General features: G+C 36.8%; 18 protein-coding genes. 16 read left to right on the top strand and 2 right to left on the bottom strand.

Going from position 1 to position 19299, the window contains the following annotated elements; genetic code table 11:
* Window positions 1-85 precede the first annotated feature (85 nt).
* The 11 genes from Ana3638_RS17985 to Ana3638_RS17935 all read left to right on the top strand — a co-directional run bounded on the left by Ana3638_RS17985 (window position 86) and on the right by Ana3638_RS17935 (window position 12396).
* The gene (locus Ana3638_RS17985; RefSeq protein WP_161839268.1) at window positions 86-1879 is read left to right on the top strand and encodes an L-fucose isomerase; all 1794 of its coding nucleotides are present in this window, start codon (window positions 86-88) and stop codon (window positions 1877-1879) included.
* A 17-nt stretch (window positions 1880-1896) separates the two neighbouring features.
* On the top strand, window positions 1897-3363 hold the full coding sequence (locus Ana3638_RS17980) for a rhamnulokinase (protein ID WP_281352841.1): 1467 nt from the start codon (window positions 1897-1899) through the stop codon (window positions 3361-3363).
* A gap of 202 nt (window positions 3364-3565) precedes the next feature.
* Window positions 3566-4009: an RbsD/FucU family protein gene (locus tag Ana3638_RS17975; RefSeq protein WP_161839267.1), complete on the top strand. Its 444-nt coding sequence runs from the start codon at window positions 3566-3568 to the stop codon at window positions 4007-4009.
* Window positions 4010-4174: 165 nt separating this feature from the next.
* On the top strand, window positions 4175-4336 hold the full coding sequence (locus tag Ana3638_RS17970) for a hypothetical protein (RefSeq protein WP_161839266.1): 162 nt from the start codon (window positions 4175-4177) through the stop codon (window positions 4334-4336).
* A 256-nt stretch (window positions 4337-4592) separates the two neighbouring features.
* Complete coding sequence (gene hemA / locus Ana3638_RS17965; protein WP_161839265.1) at window positions 4593-5750, top strand: glutamyl-tRNA reductase; 1158 nt, start codon at window positions 4593-4595, stop codon at window positions 5748-5750.
* A gap of 26 nt (window positions 5751-5776) precedes the next feature.
* A complete protein-coding gene (locus tag Ana3638_RS17960; RefSeq protein WP_161839264.1) occupies window positions 5777-6397 on the top strand; it encodes a precorrin-2 dehydrogenase/sirohydrochlorin ferrochelatase family protein in 621 nt (206 codons plus the stop codon).
* A gap of 35 nt (window positions 6398-6432) precedes the next feature.
* Window positions 6433-7314 (top strand): hydroxymethylbilane synthase, encoded by an 882-nt coding sequence (hemC, locus tag Ana3638_RS17955; RefSeq protein ID WP_161839263.1) that lies wholly within the window; start codon window positions 6433-6435, stop codon window positions 7312-7314.
* 86 nt (window positions 7315-7400) lie between these two features.
* Window positions 7401-8909 (top strand): uroporphyrinogen-III C-methyltransferase, encoded by a 1509-nt coding sequence (gene cobA, locus Ana3638_RS17950; RefSeq protein WP_161839262.1) that lies wholly within the window; start codon window positions 7401-7403, stop codon window positions 8907-8909.
* A gap of 132 nt (window positions 8910-9041) precedes the next feature.
* On the top strand, window positions 9042-10007 hold the full coding sequence (gene hemB, locus Ana3638_RS17945) for a porphobilinogen synthase (protein WP_161839261.1): 966 nt from the start codon (window positions 9042-9044) through the stop codon (window positions 10005-10007).
* A gap of 104 nt (window positions 10008-10111) precedes the next feature.
* Window positions 10112-11386, top strand: coding sequence for a glutamate-1-semialdehyde 2,1-aminomutase (gene hemL, locus Ana3638_RS17940; protein WP_161839260.1), 1275 nt, complete (start codon window positions 10112-10114; stop codon window positions 11384-11386).
* A 527-nt stretch (window positions 11387-11913) separates the two neighbouring features.
* Window positions 11914-12396 carry a flavodoxin family protein gene (locus Ana3638_RS17935; protein WP_161839259.1) on the top strand — a complete coding sequence of 161 codons (483 nt, stop codon included), beginning with the start codon at window positions 11914-11916 and terminating at the stop codon, window positions 12394-12396.
* A gap of 161 nt (window positions 12397-12557) precedes the next feature.
* On the opposite strand, the gene pdxT is transcribed toward Ana3638_RS17935, so the two are convergent.
* Together pdxT and pdxS are read right to left on the bottom strand one after the other, a co-directional pair.
* Entirely contained in the window at window positions 12558-13136 is a 579-nt protein-coding gene (gene pdxT, locus Ana3638_RS17930) for a pyridoxal 5'-phosphate synthase glutaminase subunit PdxT (protein ID WP_161839258.1), read from the bottom strand.
* Entirely contained in the window at window positions 13137-14012 is an 876-nt protein-coding gene (pdxS, locus tag Ana3638_RS17925; RefSeq protein ID WP_161839257.1) for a pyridoxal 5'-phosphate synthase lyase subunit PdxS, read from the bottom strand. It abuts the gene before it with no gap.
* A gap of 479 nt (window positions 14013-14491) precedes the next feature.
* Here pdxS and Ana3638_RS17920 point away from each other — a divergent pair, with 479 nt between their 5' ends.
* The 5 genes from Ana3638_RS17920 (at window position 14492) to Ana3638_RS17900 (ending at window position 19227) form a co-directional block, all read left to right on the top strand.
* On the top strand, window positions 14492-15712 hold the full coding sequence (locus Ana3638_RS17920) for a BaiN/RdsA family NAD(P)/FAD-dependent oxidoreductase (protein WP_161839256.1): 1221 nt from the start codon (window positions 14492-14494) through the stop codon (window positions 15710-15712).
* Window positions 15713-15815: 103 nt separating this feature from the next.
* A complete protein-coding gene (locus Ana3638_RS17915) occupies window positions 15816-17411 on the top strand; it encodes an NAD(P)/FAD-dependent oxidoreductase (protein ID WP_161839255.1) in 1596 nt (531 codons plus the stop codon).
* Window positions 17412-17510: 99 nt separating this feature from the next.
* Window positions 17511-18362: a glutamate 5-kinase gene (gene proB, locus Ana3638_RS17910; RefSeq protein ID WP_161839254.1), complete on the top strand. Its 852-nt coding sequence runs from the start codon at window positions 17511-17513 to the stop codon at window positions 18360-18362.
* 94 nt (window positions 18363-18456) lie between these two features.
* On the top strand, window positions 18457-18666 hold the full coding sequence (locus Ana3638_RS26865) for a DUF896 domain-containing protein (protein WP_161840617.1): 210 nt from the start codon (window positions 18457-18459) through the stop codon (window positions 18664-18666).
* Window positions 18667-19227, top strand: a complete 561-nt coding sequence (locus tag Ana3638_RS17900; protein ID WP_161839253.1) for a 5-formyltetrahydrofolate cyclo-ligase — start codon at window positions 18667-18669, stop codon at window positions 19225-19227.
* Window positions 19228-19299 lie beyond the last annotated feature (72 nt).

Here is a 19299-nt window from a genome sequence, read left to right as displayed (position 1 = left end):
AAAGTAGATTCAAGTATATACTATAATAGAACTGAAGATAGTATGTATTATCTATCAAATTATTATATTAATGGAGGTATTTCAAATGGCAAAAAGCAGATTAATTGGAGATTATCCGGTAATCGGAATCAGACCTACTATTGACGGACGAAGAGGAGTTCTTAAGGTGCGTGAATCACTGGAAGAACAGACTATGAATATGGCTAAGGCAGCAGCAGAACTTTTTACAAAGAATTTAAGATATTCCAATGGAGAACCGGTGAAAGTTGTTATCGCCGATACTACCATCGGACGTGTTGCAGAAGCAGCAGCCTGCGCAGACAAATTTAAAAAAGCAGGTGTGGATATTACTCTTACCGTTACACCTTGCTGGTGTTACGGTTCCGAAACCATGGATATGGACCCAATGACAATTAAAGGTGTTTGGGGATTTAATGGAACAGAAAGACCGGGAGCAGTATATCTGGCAGCAGTTTTAGCAGGACATGCACAAAAAGGACTTCCTGCATTCGGTATTTACGGACATGACGTTCAGAATGCTGATGATACGGATATTCCTGAAGATGTAAAAGAAAAATTATTACGTTTCGGACGTGCAGCCGTAGCAGCAGCTACTATGAGGGGTAAATCTTATTTACAGATCGGTTCCATCTGTATGGGTATTGCCGGTTCCATCATCAATCCTGAATTCTTTGAAGAATATCTGGGAATGAGAGTTGAATCCGTAGATGAAGTGGAAATTATCCGTAGAATGACTGAAGAAATTTATGATAAAGCAGAATATGAGAAAGCATTAGCCTGGACAAAAGCAAACTGTCCGGAAGGCTTCGATAAAAATCCATCAGACATACAGAGTTCACCGGAACAAAAAGAAAAAGACTGGGAATTTGTTGTTAAAATGATGTGTATTATCAAGGATTTATATAATGGTAATCCAAATCTTCCTGAAGAGGCTAAGGAAGAAAGAGTTGGACATAATGCAATAGCAGGTGGTTTCCAGGGACAAAGACAATGGACTGACTTTTATCCAAACTGTGACTTCCCGGAAGCAATGCTTAATTCTTCTTTTGACTGGGAGGGTGCAAGAGAACCTTATATCCTTGCAACAGAAAATGATACCTTAAACGGTACCAGCATGTTATTCGGTAAATTATTAACCAATACAGCACAGATTTTTGCAGACGTAAGAACTTACTGGAGTCCTGAAGCAGTAAAGAAAGCAACCGGTTATGATCTTGAGGGTGTGGCTAAGGAATCCCAAGGTTTCATTCATTTAATTAATTCCGGTGCAGCCTGCATTGATGCCTGCGGTGAAGTAAAAGATACTGATGGTAATGGTATAATCAAACCTTTCTGGGAAATGACAGAAGACGATCAAAAAGCCTGCTTAAAAGCAACTACCTGGAATGCGGCCGATAACGGTTATTTCAGAGGCGGCGGTTATTCCTCCAGATTTTTAACCAGAAGTGAAATGCCGGTTACTATGATGCGTTTAAATATTGTAAAAGGTTTAGGCCCTGTAATGCAATTGGTAGAGGGTTATACCGTAAATCTTCCGGAAGAAGTATCTGACAAGTTATGGAAGAGAACAGACTATACCTGGCCATGTACCTGGTTTGCTCCAAGACTTACCGGAACAGGAGCCTTTAAATCAGCTTATGACGTTATGAATAATTGGGGTGCAAACCATGGTGCTATCAGTTATGGTCACATCGGAGCCGATATCATCACATTATGTTCTATCTTAAGAATACCGGTATGTATGCATAATGTACCGGATGAAAAAATATTCAGACCTGCATCCTGGAATGCTTTCGGTATGGATAAAGAAGGACAGGATTACAGAGCATGTGAGGCTTATGGTCCGCTTTATAAATAATAAAGGAGGGTTTAGCCGTGAAAAAAGTATTAGCGTTTGATTTTGGAGCTTCCAGCGGAAGAGCTATGCTTGGTATTTACGACGGTACCTCGATACAGTTAAAGGAAATTCACCGGTTTTCCAATGATCCGGTTATAGTTAACGGAACTATGTACTGGGATATCCTCCGATTGTTTCATGAAATTAAGCAGGGATTATTAAAAGCAAAACATGAGTCGGATTTTGACAGTATCGGAATCGATACCTGGGGTGTTGACTTTGGTTTGCTTGATAAAGACGGAAATTTACTGGAGAATCCGGTACATTACAGGGATAAGCGAACCTTAGGAATGCTGGAGAAAAGTTTTGAAAAATTACCTAAAGCAGATTTCTACAGTATTACCGGTAATCAGTTTATGGAGATAAATACAGCTTTCCAGTTATTATCCCTAAAGTTAAACAGGGCAGAATTATTAGAGCGGGCGGATAAAATGTTATTAACACCGGATTTATTTAACTTTATGTTAACCGGAGTAAAAGCATCGGAATATTCCATCGCTTCAACCAGTCAGCTCTTGGATGCAAAAAAGGGTGTCTGGTCAGAAAAGGTTATTGAAGCCCTTGGTTTACCAAAGAGTATATTTGCTTCTATTGTGGCAAGCGGTACTAAAGTCGGTGTTCTATCGGATGAAATCTGTGAGGAACTGGGTGTTAAAAAATGTGATGTCATTGCCGTAGCCGGTCATGATACCCAAAGCGCCTTAGTTGCAGTACCGGCAGAAGAAGATAATTTTATTTTCATAAGCTGCGGTACCTGGTCTCTGATCGGAACAGAACTGGATAAGCCTCTTATCAATGAGAAATCCGATTATTATAATATAACCAATGAAGGCGGTTACGGCGGTAAAGCTTCATTCCTAAAAAATATAACCGGTTTGTGGCTTATTCAGGAAAGCAGAAGACAATGGATCAGGGAAGGTCATGAGTACAATTTTGGCCAGCTGGAAGATTTAGCACTTAATGCAAAAGCATTTGCCTGTTTCATTGATCCGGATGCCCCGGAATTTTCACCGGCAGGGGATATGCCCTCACGAATTCAGGATTATTGCAGACGTACGGGACAAATAGTACCCGAAACAGTGGGTGAGATTGTGCGCTGTATTAACGAAAGCCTGGCTCTGAAATATCGCTATGCACTGGAACAAATCAGCGATTGTACAGGACATGTTTATAATAATATTCATATGGTAGGCGGAGGCATCCAAAGCAAACAACTCTGTCAATTTACGGCTAATGCCAGCGGATGTGCAGTAACAGCCGGACCGGTTGAAGCTACGGTTCTTGGTAATGTTGCCCTTCAGTTAATGGCATCCGGTCAGATTAAGGATATTGCAGAGGCAAGAAGGATAATCGGACAGTCACCTGACATAGTAAAATATGAACCAACAGAGAAAGAGTCCTGGGAAGAAGCTTATATGCGTTATAAGAAAATTATACAGAAGTAAGCCAATTTTTATTGGATAAACTAACTGTATAAAGATTTATTAAATTTTATTTTATATTTATTCTGCTGCGGTTGTTGTAATGAACTTTATAGGAATTATATGAAATCATGTAATATTTAATAATAATTACAATAATTAATTATAGAAAAATTAATCAAATAATTACAACAACCGCGTGAATGAATGATGTATGGAGGTCAATATGTTAAAAGGTATACCTGCAATTTTATCACCGGAATTATTAAAAGTTCTGTGTGAAATGGGACACAGTGACCGTTTGGTTATCTCAGACGGTAATTTTCCCGCGGAATCCATGGGAAAAAATGCAATTGTTATCCGTTGTGACGGTCATGGAGTACCGGAACTATTAGATGCTATTTTAAAAGTATTTCCTTTAGATACTTATACCGATAAACCGGTTAATCTCATGGAGGTTATGCCTGGTGATACGGTTGAAACACCTATTTGGGATACGTATAAAAAAATTGTAACAAAATATGATAATCGTGGTGAAAAAGCGGTTGGAGGCATTGAGCGGTTTAAATTTTATGAAGAAGCGAAAACAGCTTATGCTATCATAGCTACCAGTGAAAAAGCACTTTATGCCAATATCATGCTGCAAAAAGGTGTTGTAGTGGAAGAATAACAGTTTTAGTTTATCTTAATGTTTAATACTAATAATAGAAAACAGACTTGATGTTTGAGATGTCAGAATTTTCTGATTAACCTTAATAATCAGGTCTGCTTTTATTTAAATAGGAAAGTTCTTCAAATTTTTCTATTTAATAAAAGCCCGACCGGAGGCGTACGAATGCAAAAAAGATTATATCCTTTGGGTAGCACCGGCGCGACTGCATTTGGCTCACAAAGCGATCAAGGCCCTCATGTGAGGAATTTAGAGAGGTTAAGCGAACTTGTCGACATTGTTCCATTACATATTGAAATTTTCGTGTATGTTTTAAAAAGTTTATGATATAATGAAAGCGGAATGAGGAATTGCAAGTAGAACTTGCAGATTCCGATTGGAGCAACAAGATCATGAACATGGATTTCGTTCATGATATAATGAAAGCGGAATGAGGAATTGCAAGTAGAACTTGCAGATTCCGATTGGAGCAACAAGATCATGAACACGGATTTCGTTCATGATATAATGAATGAAGAATTGCATGTTATATTCCATCGTTCTTGCAGGAATAAACGGGAAACAGACAGAGAGAGGTTTACAAATGAATATTTATAATATCAGTATAAGTTATAAAACAGCTCCCGTTGAAATAAGAGAATTACTGGCATTTCAGAAGGAAGAAAAAAAAGATTTCATTAAAGCTGCGTTGCAAAAAAGTGATGTCAGGGAATGTGTGTTGATAACCACCTGTAATCGAACGGAAGTATATGCTGCCGGCGGGAAAATGGCAGCCGATCAGATAATGCAGTTATTAGTGGAAAGAAAAAATTTAAATTATGACCATGTGATAAAGTATTATCTTAGGTATCAGAATGAAAAGGCAGTGAAACATTTATTTCAGGTTATCTGTGGCTTGGATTCCATGTTAATTGGAGAAGATGAAATTCTGGGTCAGGTAAAAGATGATTATCAACTAGCCTTGCAGGCAGGTACAACGGACTTCTTATTAAATACCTTGTTTCGGATTGCCATAACCTGTGCCAAAAAAGTGAAAACGGATACGAAAATATCAAAAACTTCAATCTCCATCGGTACCTTAGCAGCAAATGAGGTATTTCGCTTTTCTGATAAAGCTCAGGTAAAAAAAGTTTTAATTATTGGGTTATCCGGTAAATTTGGAACAATAGTAATGAAAAATCTGTACCATAATAAAAGTGTTAAAATTATGGGAACAATACGAAACCACAATATACCGGATGAATTAGTCATATCCTATCCTGAAGTAAAAATGATTGATTATAATAAACGATATGATACAATAAAAGACGCAGATATCATAATCAGCGCAACATCAAGTCCTCACTACACCATTACTTCTGAAGAACTAAAGAAGTATATATCGGATAAAAAGGAACGGCTGTTTATAGATCTGGCAGTACCTACGGATATAGATAAAAATATTGAGAAATTAGAGAACGTGAAGCTTATAGATATAGATTATTTCAAACAAATCGCTGAAGTAAATAATAACTTAAAACATCAGGAAATTGAAGCAGCAAAAATAATCATTGATAAACAGGTGGATGAATTTTATAAAGAAATTAATTTCAGGAATTTTATTCCTTGCATGAATGAATTAAAAGAAGTGTTTGAAAATCAATCCTTTGAAAGTATTATGTATAAGATTCGGAATCAGGTAACCAATGATGAGTTGAAAGTAATAATACAAAGCTTTACAAAACTGATAGAAAATAAATAGTATAAAAAGTTTAAGGAGAATTTAACGTGGCATATTTCCCCATGTTTGTAGACTTAAAAGATGAAGTGTGTATTGTAATCGGCGGTGGTATGGTTGCTTATAGGAAAATAAAAGCCTTACTGGAATTTGAAGCCGAAGTAGTTGTTATTGCCCCGGAATTTTGTGAATGTGTAAGGTCTTTAAAGAATAAAATTACAATGCTAAATAAATCCTATGAAACTACTGATATAAAAGCTGCATTTACAGTAATAGCAGCAACGGATGACATTAATTTAAATACAAGGATTTCAAAGGAATGCAGGGAACTTAAGATCCCGGTAAATGTGGTTGATAAAAAGGAAGAATGCAGTTTTATATTTCCGGCGTACGTTAAGAAAGGTGCCATAACCGTAGGCGTAACCAGTTCCGGTAAAAGTCCTATTATTTCACAACGAATCAAAAATAAAATAAAAGAGGTTATTCCTGATTACATGGAAGAGCTGGTAGAGATTCTTGGTGACATAAGGGATGAGGTACAGTTATCTTTTGAACAGGAAGAAGAGCGAAAACAGGTATATAAGCAGTTAATGGAATTAGGTTGTTTAAAACAAGGTAAACTTACAAAAACGGATATACAGGATATTATAAAGAAAATAAAAGAAAATTAGGAAATCTAGCCTAGCTAAGTCTTGCGGAGGAATCAGTGAAACAGTATATTAAAATAGGAACAAGAAAAAGTAAACTTGCCATGGTACAGACGGAAATGGTTGTGAATGCAATCAAAAAAGTAAATACTGATATTGAAATTGAACTTGTTCCAATGACTACCATTGGTGATAAGGTTTTGGATAAGCCTTTAGAAAGTTTTGGCGGAAAAGGAGCGTTTATCAGTGAGTTTGAAGATGCTTTGCTTACGGGGAAAATTGATATGGCAGTACATAGTGCAAAGGATATGCCAATCAGTCTTCCGAAAGGACTATCAATTCTTGCCGTATCCTTAAGGGAAGATCCAAGAGACGTACTTGTAACCAGAAAAAATTGCCCGCTTCCTCAAAATGGTATTGTTGGAACCAGCAGTTTAAGGAGACAGATTCAGATAGAAGAACTTTACCCGGTACAGACGAAAAACCTGAGGGGGAATGTTGGTACCAGGCTTTTGAAATTGCAAAATAAAGAATATGACGGCATTATTTTAGCGGCAGCCGGTTTAAAGAGACTTAACTTCCAGGAGGACAAGGAATACGATTTCATGTATTTAGATGAGGATAGCTTTATTCCTGCGGCGGGGCAGGGTATCATTGCCATAGAGGGAAGAGAGGAAGCAGCTTTACAAGCTGTATTGCAATCTTTCAATCATATGGAATCCATGTATAACCTGGAGACAGAAAGAGAAGTATTAAAGCTTCTTAATGCCGGATGCAGTGAGCCTGTCGGAGTTTATTCCAATATAGATAAAGACAAGATAATACTTCGCGTAATATATAAATATAAGAATAAAGTTATCCGGGTAAATGGGATTGCAAAAATTGAAGAGAGATTGCTTTTAGCAAAAAAATTAGTAAATGATATTATTAATTTTGAATAAATAGTTTTATTAATTAAGAATAATGAATATTTATGAATGCCGTATATTAACTAATAATGATAAATGTATAATTGCAGGAGATTTATATGAATAAAAATGGGATGGTTTATTTGGTAGGTGCCGGGCCGGGCGATCCGGAACTGCTGACCTTAAAAGGAAAAGCAAGATTAGAAGAATGTGAAGTAGTTATTTATGACAGATTAGCTTCTGATTCTTTACTGGATTTCGTACCTTATCAAAGTGAGAAAATATATGTAGGCAAAGAAGTTGGAAGACATAGCTTTAATCAGGAAGCCATAAATCAAATCATCATAGAAAAAGCCTTAGAGGGAAAAAGGGTCGTTCGCTTAAAAGGCGGAGATCCTTTTGTGTTCGGAAGAGGCGGGGAAGAAGTAATTGCTTTGCAAAAGGCCGGTATACCTTTCCAGGTAATTCCGGGAATTACTTCAGCTATTGCGGCTGCAACATATGCAGGTATTCCCGTAACCCATAGGGGTATCAGCAGAAGTTTTCACGTTGTTACAGGTCATACGAAAGACACTGATAACGAACTTGTGGAGAATTTTGAAACTTTGGCTAAATTAGAGGGAACTCTTATTTTTTTAATGGGAATGGGTAATTTATCCCTTATTGTTAACGAACTAATCAGATACGGTAAGGATGGCAATACGCCGGCAGCGGTTATCTCTAACGGAACGACCAATCAGCAAAAAACGGTTAGAGGTACCTTACTTACCATAGAAGAAAAAGTAAAGGAAGAGAATATTCAGGCACCGGCTGTTATTCTTATTGGTGCTGTTACAGAACTTGATATGAAATCGTTACAATACGGAAGATTATCGGGGTTAAGGATTGGTGTTACCGGCACACCTAAATTAACGGAAAAATTAACGAACCAGTTAAGAAATGAGGAAGCTTATGTAGATAATCTAAGCTTTTTATATGTGAAAGAAACGGAGGAACTTACTGAATTAAAAAGGGCTATCGATTGTATTCTGGAGTATACCTGGATTGTATTTACCAGTACCAATGGAGTTGATCTGTTCTTTCAATATTTAAAAGAAAACCAATTTGACTATCGTAAATTAGGTCATATTTCCTTTGCAGTAGTAGGAAATGGGACAAAAGAAGCCCTTATGAGGCAGGGTTTTATAGCTGATTATATGCCGGAGGTGTATACAACCGTATCATTAGCTCACGGTCTGGTGAAAAGCTTGAAAAAAGAAGATAAGGTGCTGATTCCCCGCGCTGTAAACGGTTCCAAAGATCTTACACAAATTTTAAGTGATTATTCCATACCCTATACGGATATTAAATTATATTCAATCGAAACAGATAAAGAAAAGTATAACAGGATAACTTCTAACCTGCTTGATTATGATTATTTAACATTTGCCAGTGCTTCAGGAGTTGAGGGATTTTTTAGAGAATCAGACAGTTTAAAACTAAATACCGGGAAAACTAAGATTGTCTGTATCGGTGATATTACAGCGAAAAAACTTAATGAATACGGAATAACAAATTACCTTATTGCAAGAGAATATAGCGTACCCGGATTGGTTGATTGTATTATGGAAGATATAAAAAAGGTCTAAAGCAAACGTTACCAGTAAAGCAATCAAGAAATAAATTATGCAAATTAACGGAACCATAATTTAATATTGGCTTTTGCCGGGCGAATCATACTAAAGAAAAATATATAATTCAATGATAATAGGAGGATAATTATGATTAGGAGAAGAAGGCTTCGGGTAAATGAAACGATACGGGCTTTAGTCAGGGAAACCAGTATACAGATATCGGATCTTATATATCCAATGTTTGTTGTCGAAGGGGAAAATCAAAAGAATCCCGTGGAGTCCATGCCTGGAATTTATCAATATTCCATTGACAGATTGGGAGAAGAATTAGAACGCGTTAATATACGCGGAATAAAAAGCATCCTGATATTTGGAATTCCGGAACATAAAGATGAAGTAGGTAGTCAGGCATATAATGAGAACGGAATTGTTCAAAAGGCGATCCGTTTTATAAAGAAAAAATATCCAGATTTTGTCGTGGTTGCGGATATCTGCCTTTGTGAATACACTTCTCATGGTCATTGCGGTTTAATTAAGGACGGGGTTATACTAAATGACGAAACATTACCCTTATTGGCAGATGCAGCCGTTAGCTGTGCTAAAGCAGGAGCTGATATTATAGCACCATCCGATATGATGGATGGTCATATACATGCAATCCGTACGGCACTGGATGAACACGGCTTTCTTCATACTCCTATTATGGCCTACAGCGCAAAATATTCTTCCGGTTATTATTCACCTTTCCGCGATGCGGCACATTCCGCACCGGCATTTGGTGACCGCAAAACGTATCAGATGGATTATGCTAATGTGAAAGAAGCTATTCGAGAAGTAAAGGATGATATTGAGGAGGGTGCCGATATTGTCATGGTAAAGCCGGCTTTGGCTTATCTGGATGTCATTAAATCCGTTGCTTTGGAAACGGATTATCCAATTGCTGCTTATAATGTAAGCGGAGAATATGCTATGGTAAAAGCGGCAGCTTTAAACGGGTGGATTGACGAGAAGAAGATAGTTATGGAAAATTTGATTGCAATGAAACGTGCCGGTGCTAAAATTATTATTACATATCATGCCTTGGACGTTGCAGGCTGGATATCCAATAATTAATAGTGATAAAAAATTTAGATCAGGAAAGGTTGCCACGCAGCTATTCTTCGCATATATAGTGGCAATATCGCAGATGGGTTTGCGATATGTAATAGGGATAAAGCATGAAAAATCAAATATCAGAAATATTATATAAGGAAGCAATCCGGTTCCTGCCGGGTGGTGTGAACAGTCCGGTCAGAGCATTTGGATCGGTAGGCAGAACTCCTGTCTTTATAGAAAAAGCAAAAGGCAGTAAAATCTATGATGCAGACGGCAATGAATATATTGATTATGTTTGTTCCTGGGGACCGGCTATTTTAGGTCATGCCCAGGAAGCAGTTATAGCAGAGGTTAACAAGGCTGTAAGAGACGGTTTGACTTTTGGAGCACCTACAAAAAAAGAAGTGATACTGGCTGAATTAATATCCCAGATAATGCCTTCCATGGAGATGGTACGTTTAGTAAGTTCCGGGACCGAAGCCGTCATGAGTGCCATTCGGACTGCCAGAGGTTTCACAAAAAAGGATATGATAATCAAATTCAGAGGCTGTTACCACGGTCATTCTGACGGTTTATTAGTAAAGGCAGGTTCCGGGGCACTTACTCAGGCGGTACCTGACAGTGCAGGTGTACCGAAATCCTATACCGAGAATACCTTAATTGCGGAGTATAATGATAAATCATCCGTGCAGCAGTTGTTTGAAGAATATAAAGGAAAAATAGCTGCAGTTATCGTTGAGCCGGTAGCTGCTAATATGGGTGTGGTTCTTCCGGAAGAAGATTTCTTACCTTTCTTAAGAAATATTACAAATGAGAATGGTTCTTTACTTATTTTTGATGAAGTAATTACCGGCTTTCGTTTAGGAATCGGAGGAGCTCAGGAGTATTATAAAATAAAACCGGATCTTACTACTCTTGGGAAAATTGTAGGCGGAGGTATGCCAATAGGAGCATATGGCGGAAGAAAAGATATTATGCAGATGGTATCACCCTTAGGTCCGGTTTATCAGGCCGGAACCTTATCCGGAAATCCCGTAGCCACAGCAGCCGGAATTAAGACTCTTGAAATATTATACGAAAATCCAGGGCTATATACGGAAATGCAATTGAAAGCAATACAACTTGCAGATGCCTTTGCAGAACGCAGTAAAGACAAAAAGGAACCTATTCAGGTGAACCAGATTGGTTCCTTAATATGTGCATTTTTTACGGATTATAAAGTAAAAGATTATAATTCTGCTGTTACTTCGGATACGGTTAAGTATGCTGATTATTTTGGAAAAATGATGGACAAAGGAATTTATATCGCTCCGTCCCAATTTGAAGCAATGTTTGTATCGGCTGCCCACACGGAAGAAGATATAAGGAGAACCTGCCAGGTTATTAAGGATATTTAAATAGGATAATATAAAATATTTTAATACAGTACTATCTAAAATGTTTCATTTAATAATCTGATTCCAGCGTCAAAAGCCAATTATTATAGTTTCGTCAATTTACACAATTTATATTTTGAATAGCGTGATGCAGAGTTAAAGATGTGCAAATCAACGAATGTAATTTATTTGTATGGCTTTTGACGCTCGTATCAAAATATAGTTATTTAAATAATAATATATATGAGAATTAATTTGAATAATAATAAAATAAGCTCATTACTACATTTAAATATTATGAATTTAGATATTATAATTGAAATATAATAAAAAAGCATAGGTTATTTTATCGATAAAATATTAAATATTAAACCTAATTTGGTACATAATAACATAAGGATATGGAAAAGATAGTAAAAATAATTGTCATTTTTACTATCTTTTTTACATTAATATGTTATTATTTGATTAGTGAAAAAATGGAAACGTGATCGGGGTTTAAAATTAAGTACATAGGGGCAGAAGGGTATAATAGAAAGGAGATTTTAATGAAAACGTTAGTTGTATTCTATTCCTTGGGAGGATATACAAAGTATATTTCGGAAATTCTAGCAAAAGAATTGGAAGCAGATATTTTGGAATTAAAAACAAAAAATGTATACCCCCAGTCAGGGTTTAAAAAATTCTTTTTTGGTGGTAAAAGCGTTATTTTTAAGGAAGAGCCGGAATTAACTAATGAAAAAATTGATCTAAAACCATATGAAAACATAATAATTGGTACACCGGTATGGGCCGGGAAATATGCTGCTCCGTTTAATACTTTCATAAAACAGTATAGTTTTGAGGGTAAAAATGTAGCAGTTTTTGCCTGTCATATAGGAGGAGGGGCTGACAAATGCTTAAGGCTGATTAAGAAAGCCTTAAAAAATAATCATTTTATAGGACAAACAGATTTCGTAAATCCCTTAATGAAAAATAAAGAAAAGAATTTACGGAAAGCAATTAACTGGGCAAGAAGCCTTACTTTTTAATGCAAATAAATATCTTTCAACTAATGCCTGTAACTATTAAAATGGACTGCTGCAAAATTATAGGAATTGACTTATATTTCTATTCATTAAGAGTTCCTATTTTTATTATTTTGCAACAGTCTGATTTTTTAAATACGAAAGGAGTTAATTGAAAGTTTCCTTTAGATTTCATCGGTTCCTTTAATCATGTTAATAAAATATCTATGAACTGCTAAGCTATCGGTAAGTTCCGGGTGGTAAGCAATCCCTAATTGATTCTGATACCGTACTGCAATAATATGATTTTCAACTACAGCTAAAATCTTAACACCATCCTTAACTGATTGTATATAGGGTGCCCGGATAAATTTCATGGGAACGACACCAATATCATCAAAATTACTTTCCGTATAGAAACTTCCCAATTGACGCCCGTATGCATTTCTTTTAACAGTAACCGGCAGGGTTCCAAAATGAACCGTATCAGAATCTGCAATTTCAGATGCAAGCAGTATTAATCCTGCGCAGGTACCCATAACAGGTATACACGCCTGTATCTTATCCTTAAGCGGTTTAAAAAGCCCTGATTCCCGTAATAACTTACCCATTACAGTACTTTCTCCACCAGGCAGGATGAGTCCGTCATAATCTCTTTCTATATCAGAGCATTTTCGAATTTCAAAACAATCTATATCTAATTTGTTTAAGGTATTTTCGTGTTCGATAAAAGCCCCTTGAAGTGCCAAAACACCGATTACCATTTAGAGGCCCCTTTCTGCCATAAGAAGTTTAATTTCGTTCTCATTAATTCCAACCATTGCTTCACCCAGATCCTCGGATAATTCAGCTATCATCTTTGAGTCGTTATAATTCGTGACGGCTTTTACGATTGCTGCGGCTCTTTTGGCCGGATCACCGGATTTAAAGATACCGGAACCTACAAATACCCCTTCTGCTCCAAGCTGCATCATAAGTGCAGCATCCGCCGGTGTTGCAACACCGCCTGCCGCAAAATTAACGACCGGTAGTCTTCTGTTATTATGAATAAACAGAACTAAATCATATGGAACCTGTATTTCCTTAGCTGCCTGGTATAATTCATCCTCTCTTAAAGCGGCTATCCGGGCAATTTCTCCATTCATCCGTCTCATGTGGCGAACCGCCTGCACAATATCACCGGTACCCGGCTCACCTTTGGTGCGTATCATGGAGGCACCCTCATTAATTCGTCTTAATGCTTCTCCTAAATCTTTCGCACCGCATACAAACGGTACTTTAAACTTAGTTTTGTCTATATGATAAACATCATCTGCAGGTGAGAGAACTTCACTTTCATCAATGTAATCAATTTCGATAGCTTCTAAAACCTGTGCTTCTGCAAAATGGCCAATTCTGCATTTAGCCATAACCGGAATAGATACTGCTTCCTGAATTCCTTTAATCATTTTCGGATCACTCATTCTGGCCACACCACCGGCAGCTCTGATATCTGCCGGTATCTTTTCCAACGCCATAACCGCACAAGCACCTGCTTCCTCGGCGATAATTGCCTGCTCAGGTGTGGTTACATCCATGATTACACCACCTTTAAGCATCTGGGCCAATTCCTTATTAAGTTCATATCTGTTCTCTTTCATATAACCTCCATTATTTTAATGATAAATTTAACACATATCCGGATAGTATAACTGTTTTAGCAGTTATTGTTATGAGAACATTATACTGAGTTCTGCCCCTATTAAAATAGCCAATATATATTAATTTAATGGTGCCAGATTAAAAATTATTCAAACAAAAATTAGAATTAAAGAATCAGTGTTTTATATTATAAAAATTATACATTTTTTTGTATAATTTTAAGAATGACAGATTGTTAATTAATTGTTATGATGATAAATATATAGTATTATTTCTATAGAATTAATAATGGATTTCAGGTAATCTTACCATATAAATCCGGCCTTTAATAATAAAGGCTTGAAAAAATCATTGGATTATGGTTAAAATATAGATATTATAATCAGGATAAATATAGATATTAATCAGGATTTAATATAGATTATCCTGCTCAATTCTTTTTATTTTTAAATTCAGATAAGCTGGGAGGATTCCCTTAATGAGTAATATAATAATTATCGGTGGCGGTGCATCCGGGCTGGTAGCGGCGATTTATGCGGCAAGGAATAAGAATAAGGTCACTATTCTGGAACATAAAGATAAGATTGGCAAGAAAATACTGGCTACCGGTAATGGAAAGTGTAATTATACAAATTTAAACCAGAAAGCGGAACATTACAGAGGTAATGACAATTCGTTTGCCATGAAAGTGTTATCCGGGTTCGGAGCAGAACAGACCATCGATTTATTTAAGGAACTTGGAATATATCCAAAAGAGAAAAACGGATATGTATATCCCAATTCAGAACAGGCATCGTCAGTGGTAGAAGTACTCCGTTTGGAGTTGTTACAGCTGAAAGTCAGGATTATTGCCGATACACATGTGGAACAGATCTTTAAATTAAAAGATCAATTTCGAATTATAACCAACAAGGAGACCTATCTTGCGGATCAGGTAATATTGGCGGCAGGCGGTTGTGCGTCACCGAATCTTGGATCCGACGGCAGCGGTTATCAATTAGCAAAAAGTTTAGGACACAGGATTATAAAACCTTTGCCGGCGCTGGTGCAATTAAAGTCCAATTCCAAATATTTTAAAACATTGTCTGGGGTTCGGACGGAAGCGTTGGTTGCCTTATATGTCAATGAGAAGTTTGTTACAAAAGAGCAGGGTGAGTTATTATTAGCAGCATACGGCGTATCCGGAATCCCTATCTTACAGATTAGCAGATTTGCATCCAAAGCCTTAAGTGAAAATAAAAAAGTACATCTTATTATAGATTATCTGCCCCATATGGCTGCTGAAGAAGCTTACAATCTGATATTGTACAGAATAAATAGAAACCCATCCAGAACCGTGGAAGAGAATCTGATTGGCTTATTAAATAATAAATTAATATATATTGGACTGATAGAGGCAGGAGTAGAACCAACCAAGATCAGCAGTTCTATTAATAATAATCAGATTAAAGATTTTGTAAAGCAATTAAAGGAATGGCGGGTTATCATTACGGAACCTAATTCCTTTGATCAGGCACAGGTTAGCGCCGGAGGAGTTGATACAGCTGACATTAATCCGGTATCCCTTGAATCAAAGTTAATGAAAGGTTTATATATTACCGGTGAATTACTCGATGTGGATGGAACCTGCGGTGGTTATAATCTCCAGTGGGCCTGGTCCACCGGTGCATTAGCCGGAATGAATTGCGGAGTTAAATAGTCAGATATTGAAGGAAAATATCAAAGAAAGGAATGCCGTAAGGAACTCATTCAACAATTAGCGGCAGTATTACAGGATTACCTGTAGTAATAAACGGTAATATATGATTCAAATAAATCAGTTAAAAATAAAGATTGATCATACGATGGAAGACTTAAAGAAATTAATCGCAAAACAATTAAAAATCCCTGAGACGGAAATTATAGAATATTCCATACTAAAAAGATCCATTGATGCAAGAAAAAAGAATGATATCCTTTTTGTGTACAGCGTGGAAGTGAAAGTACCTGAAGAAAAAAAGATAATAAAGCGGATTCATAACCCTAACATAACATTGGGAGAGAGGCCGAAGTATAATTTTAAAGCAACCGGTGAAGAGAAGCTTAATAACAGGCCTGTCATAGTAGGAACCGGCCCAGCCGGATTGTTCTGCGGACTTATGTTAGCTAAAAATGGGTATCATCCTCTTATTATAGATCGGGGAGATGACGTAAGCAACCGTATAAAAGCAGTAGAGCAATATTGGGAAACCAGTGAACTGAATCCTGATTCCAATGTACAGTTTGGTGAGGGCGGAGCAGGTACTTTTTCTGATGGAAAGCTTAATACCTTGGTAAAAGATGAATACGGAAGAAATCTAAAAGTTTTGGAGGTGTTTGCTGAACACGGTGCTCCCGGTGAAATATTATATCTCAATAAACCCCATATCGGAACGGATCAGCTCAGGACAGTGGTGAAAGGAATCCGCGAAGAAATAATATCATTAGGAGGAGAGGTAAGATTTAATACCTGTCTTACTGATATCTTTTTAGAAAATGGTAAATTAACCGGTATTGAGGTTAATAAGAATGAACGGCTTGCTTGCAGTGTACTGGTTATGGCAATAGGGCATAGTGCAAGGGATACCTTTGAATTGATATATAAGAAAGGCCTTAAACTGTCTGCAAAATCCTTTGCTATCGGTGTAAGAATTGAACATCCCCAGTTTTTAATCAATCAGAATCAGTATGGAGCATATTACCCAAAACTGCCTGCTGCGGATTATAAGTTAACCTATAATGCCAGTACGGGAAGAAGTATTTATTCTTTCTGTATGTGCCCGGGGGGATTCGTAGTGAATGCTTCTTCCGAAAAAGGCGGAATTGCTGTAAATGGTATGAGCAATCATGCAAGGGATGAAGCAAATGCCAACAGTGCATTAATAGTAACAGTAACTCCGGCTGATTTTCCCAAGCGGGCTGAAGTGCCGGAAGTTTTATCAGGGGTGGAATTTCAACGTACCTGGGAAAGAAAAGCATATCAAACCGGTAAAGGCAATATACCGGTGCAGTTATTCGGAGACTTGTTAAATAACCGGCCGAGTGTTACAATAGGCCATATTGAACCCAATATTAAAGGAAAATACCAGCTGGCGGATTTAAGTCAATGCCTTCCGAACTATATTATAACATCGTTATCAGAAGGTATTCAAGCTTTTGACAGAATCATACCCGGCTATGGGGATGAGGAAGCGGTGCTCTCCGGAGTGGAAACCAGGACTTCTTCCCCTATCAGGATTGAACGGAATGAATATTATGAATCCAATATATCCGGAATCTATCCCTGCGGGGAAGGGGCCGGGTATGCCGGCGGAATCACTTCGGCTGCCATGGATGGTATTAAAGTTTTTGAAGCAATTGCAAAACGTTACAGAGTATAGTGTAAAAAAGAAACTGCTTTGCAGTTTCTTTGAAAATATGATAATAATGTCAGTATCGCAAGTAAGCTTACGAGGGTGTTAGTTTGAAAGGAGTATTTTATGTCTTTAAATAGAACAGCAATTAAGGATAAAAAGAGAATAGTAATAAAAATCGGTTCCTCCTCTTTAACGCATGAAACAACCAACAGTTTAAATCTATCTAAAATGGAGAAGCTGATAAGGATTTTAACAGATTTAAGAAATCAGGGTAAGGATGTTATTTTAGTATCCTCCGGAGCTATTGCGGTAGGAAGAGAGACTTTAGGGCTAAAAGAAAAACCCAGTGATAAAATCGTTAAACAGGCATGTGCGGCAGTAGGACAGGCCAGACTTATGATGGTATACCAGAAATTATTTGCTGAGTACAATCAGGTACCGGCACAAATATTAATGACAAAATATACTATGATTAATGATATCAGCAGAAAAAATGCAAGGAATACGTTTGAAGAATTATTAAATATGGGAGTCATTCCTATTGTAAATGAAAATGATACGGTATCCACCGATGAATTGGAATTTGGTGATAATGATACCTTATCTGCAATCGTAGCAGCGCTGGTACATGCAGATATGTTGATTTTATTGTCCGACATTGACGGATTATATACGGATGATCCGCACAAAAATAAGGAAGCTGTCTTTATTGATTATGTTGAAGTCATTGATGAAAAACTCTGTGAGATGGGCAAAGATTCTTCCTCATCCGTTGGAACCGGAGGTATGGCGACTAAAATTTCGGCTGCCAAGATTGCAACCGATTCCGGCGCAGACATGATTATTGCCAATGGGGAAGACGTATACATAATTAATGAAATTATGGAAGGTAAAAATGTAGGAACCTTATTTAAAGCTCATAAAGATGAGAATTTTGTTTTATTGGATTATATACGAACAAAACAATATCCCTGATAGTTATAAATTATTTGATGATTTTAAAATGCTTAAGAAAGGTAATAAAGAAGCAGAACCGGATAAAAGTTTACGGTATGCAAGAGGTAAAAAAATGGATGATAAAAAGCTAGCCAGAATAAATGAGTTATATCATAAATCCCAGAACGAAGGATTGACAGAAGAAGAAAAGATGGAACAGGCAGACTTAAGAAATGAGTACATTCAGGCAGTACGAAAAAATCTTAGAGGTACATTAAATCAGGTTTCGATTTTAAACCCGGACGGTACTGTTACGGAATTGGCAAAGAAGGATAAACATTAGATGGAAAAGAATGAAATCCGTAAATCTATAAAAGACTTAAAGAAGTATTTACCGGAATCGGATCAAAAGAGTTACAGTGAACGAATTCTGGAGCAGTTATATAATATTCCTGAATTTAATAAATGTAAAATGATTTTCAGTTATGTTTCATTTAATCAGGAGGTAATAACCACCTCACTTATAAAGACAGCTTTCGAACAGGGTAAAAAAACAGCGGTCCCTAAAATAACAAAGGAAGGCATGAAGTTTTTTTTCATTCATTCATTTGAAGATTTAAAGCCGGGTGTACTTGGAATATTAGAACCAACTACGAATGAAGAAGCGATTCCAGACCCATTGGAAGAGAATCTGGTTATTGTACCCGGATTGGCATTCGATGAACATAAAAACCGAATTGGTTACGGAAAAGGATATTACGATTCTTTTTTTGCAAAATATCAATCTTATCCTTTAATAAAAATTGCATTAGCCTATGATTTTCAGATACTTAAGAAAGTACCGGCAGATGATTTTGATATAAAGGTTGATTCTATTATTACCCAATGCGGCATAATCAGATAATGTGATATTAATAATAAAAACAGACCATTGCGAAACGATGTAGTTTATGAATAATGTTGTTTTGTAATGACC

Origin of the sequence: Anaerocolumna sedimenticola, from assembly GCF_009931695.1 — a bacterium.
GTDB lineage: Bacteria > Bacillota > Clostridia > Lachnospirales > Lachnospiraceae > Anaerocolumna > Anaerocolumna sedimenticola.
The sequence above is the reverse complement of the archived record's forward strand: the minus strand, read 5'-3'. Positions and strand labels throughout refer to the sequence as shown.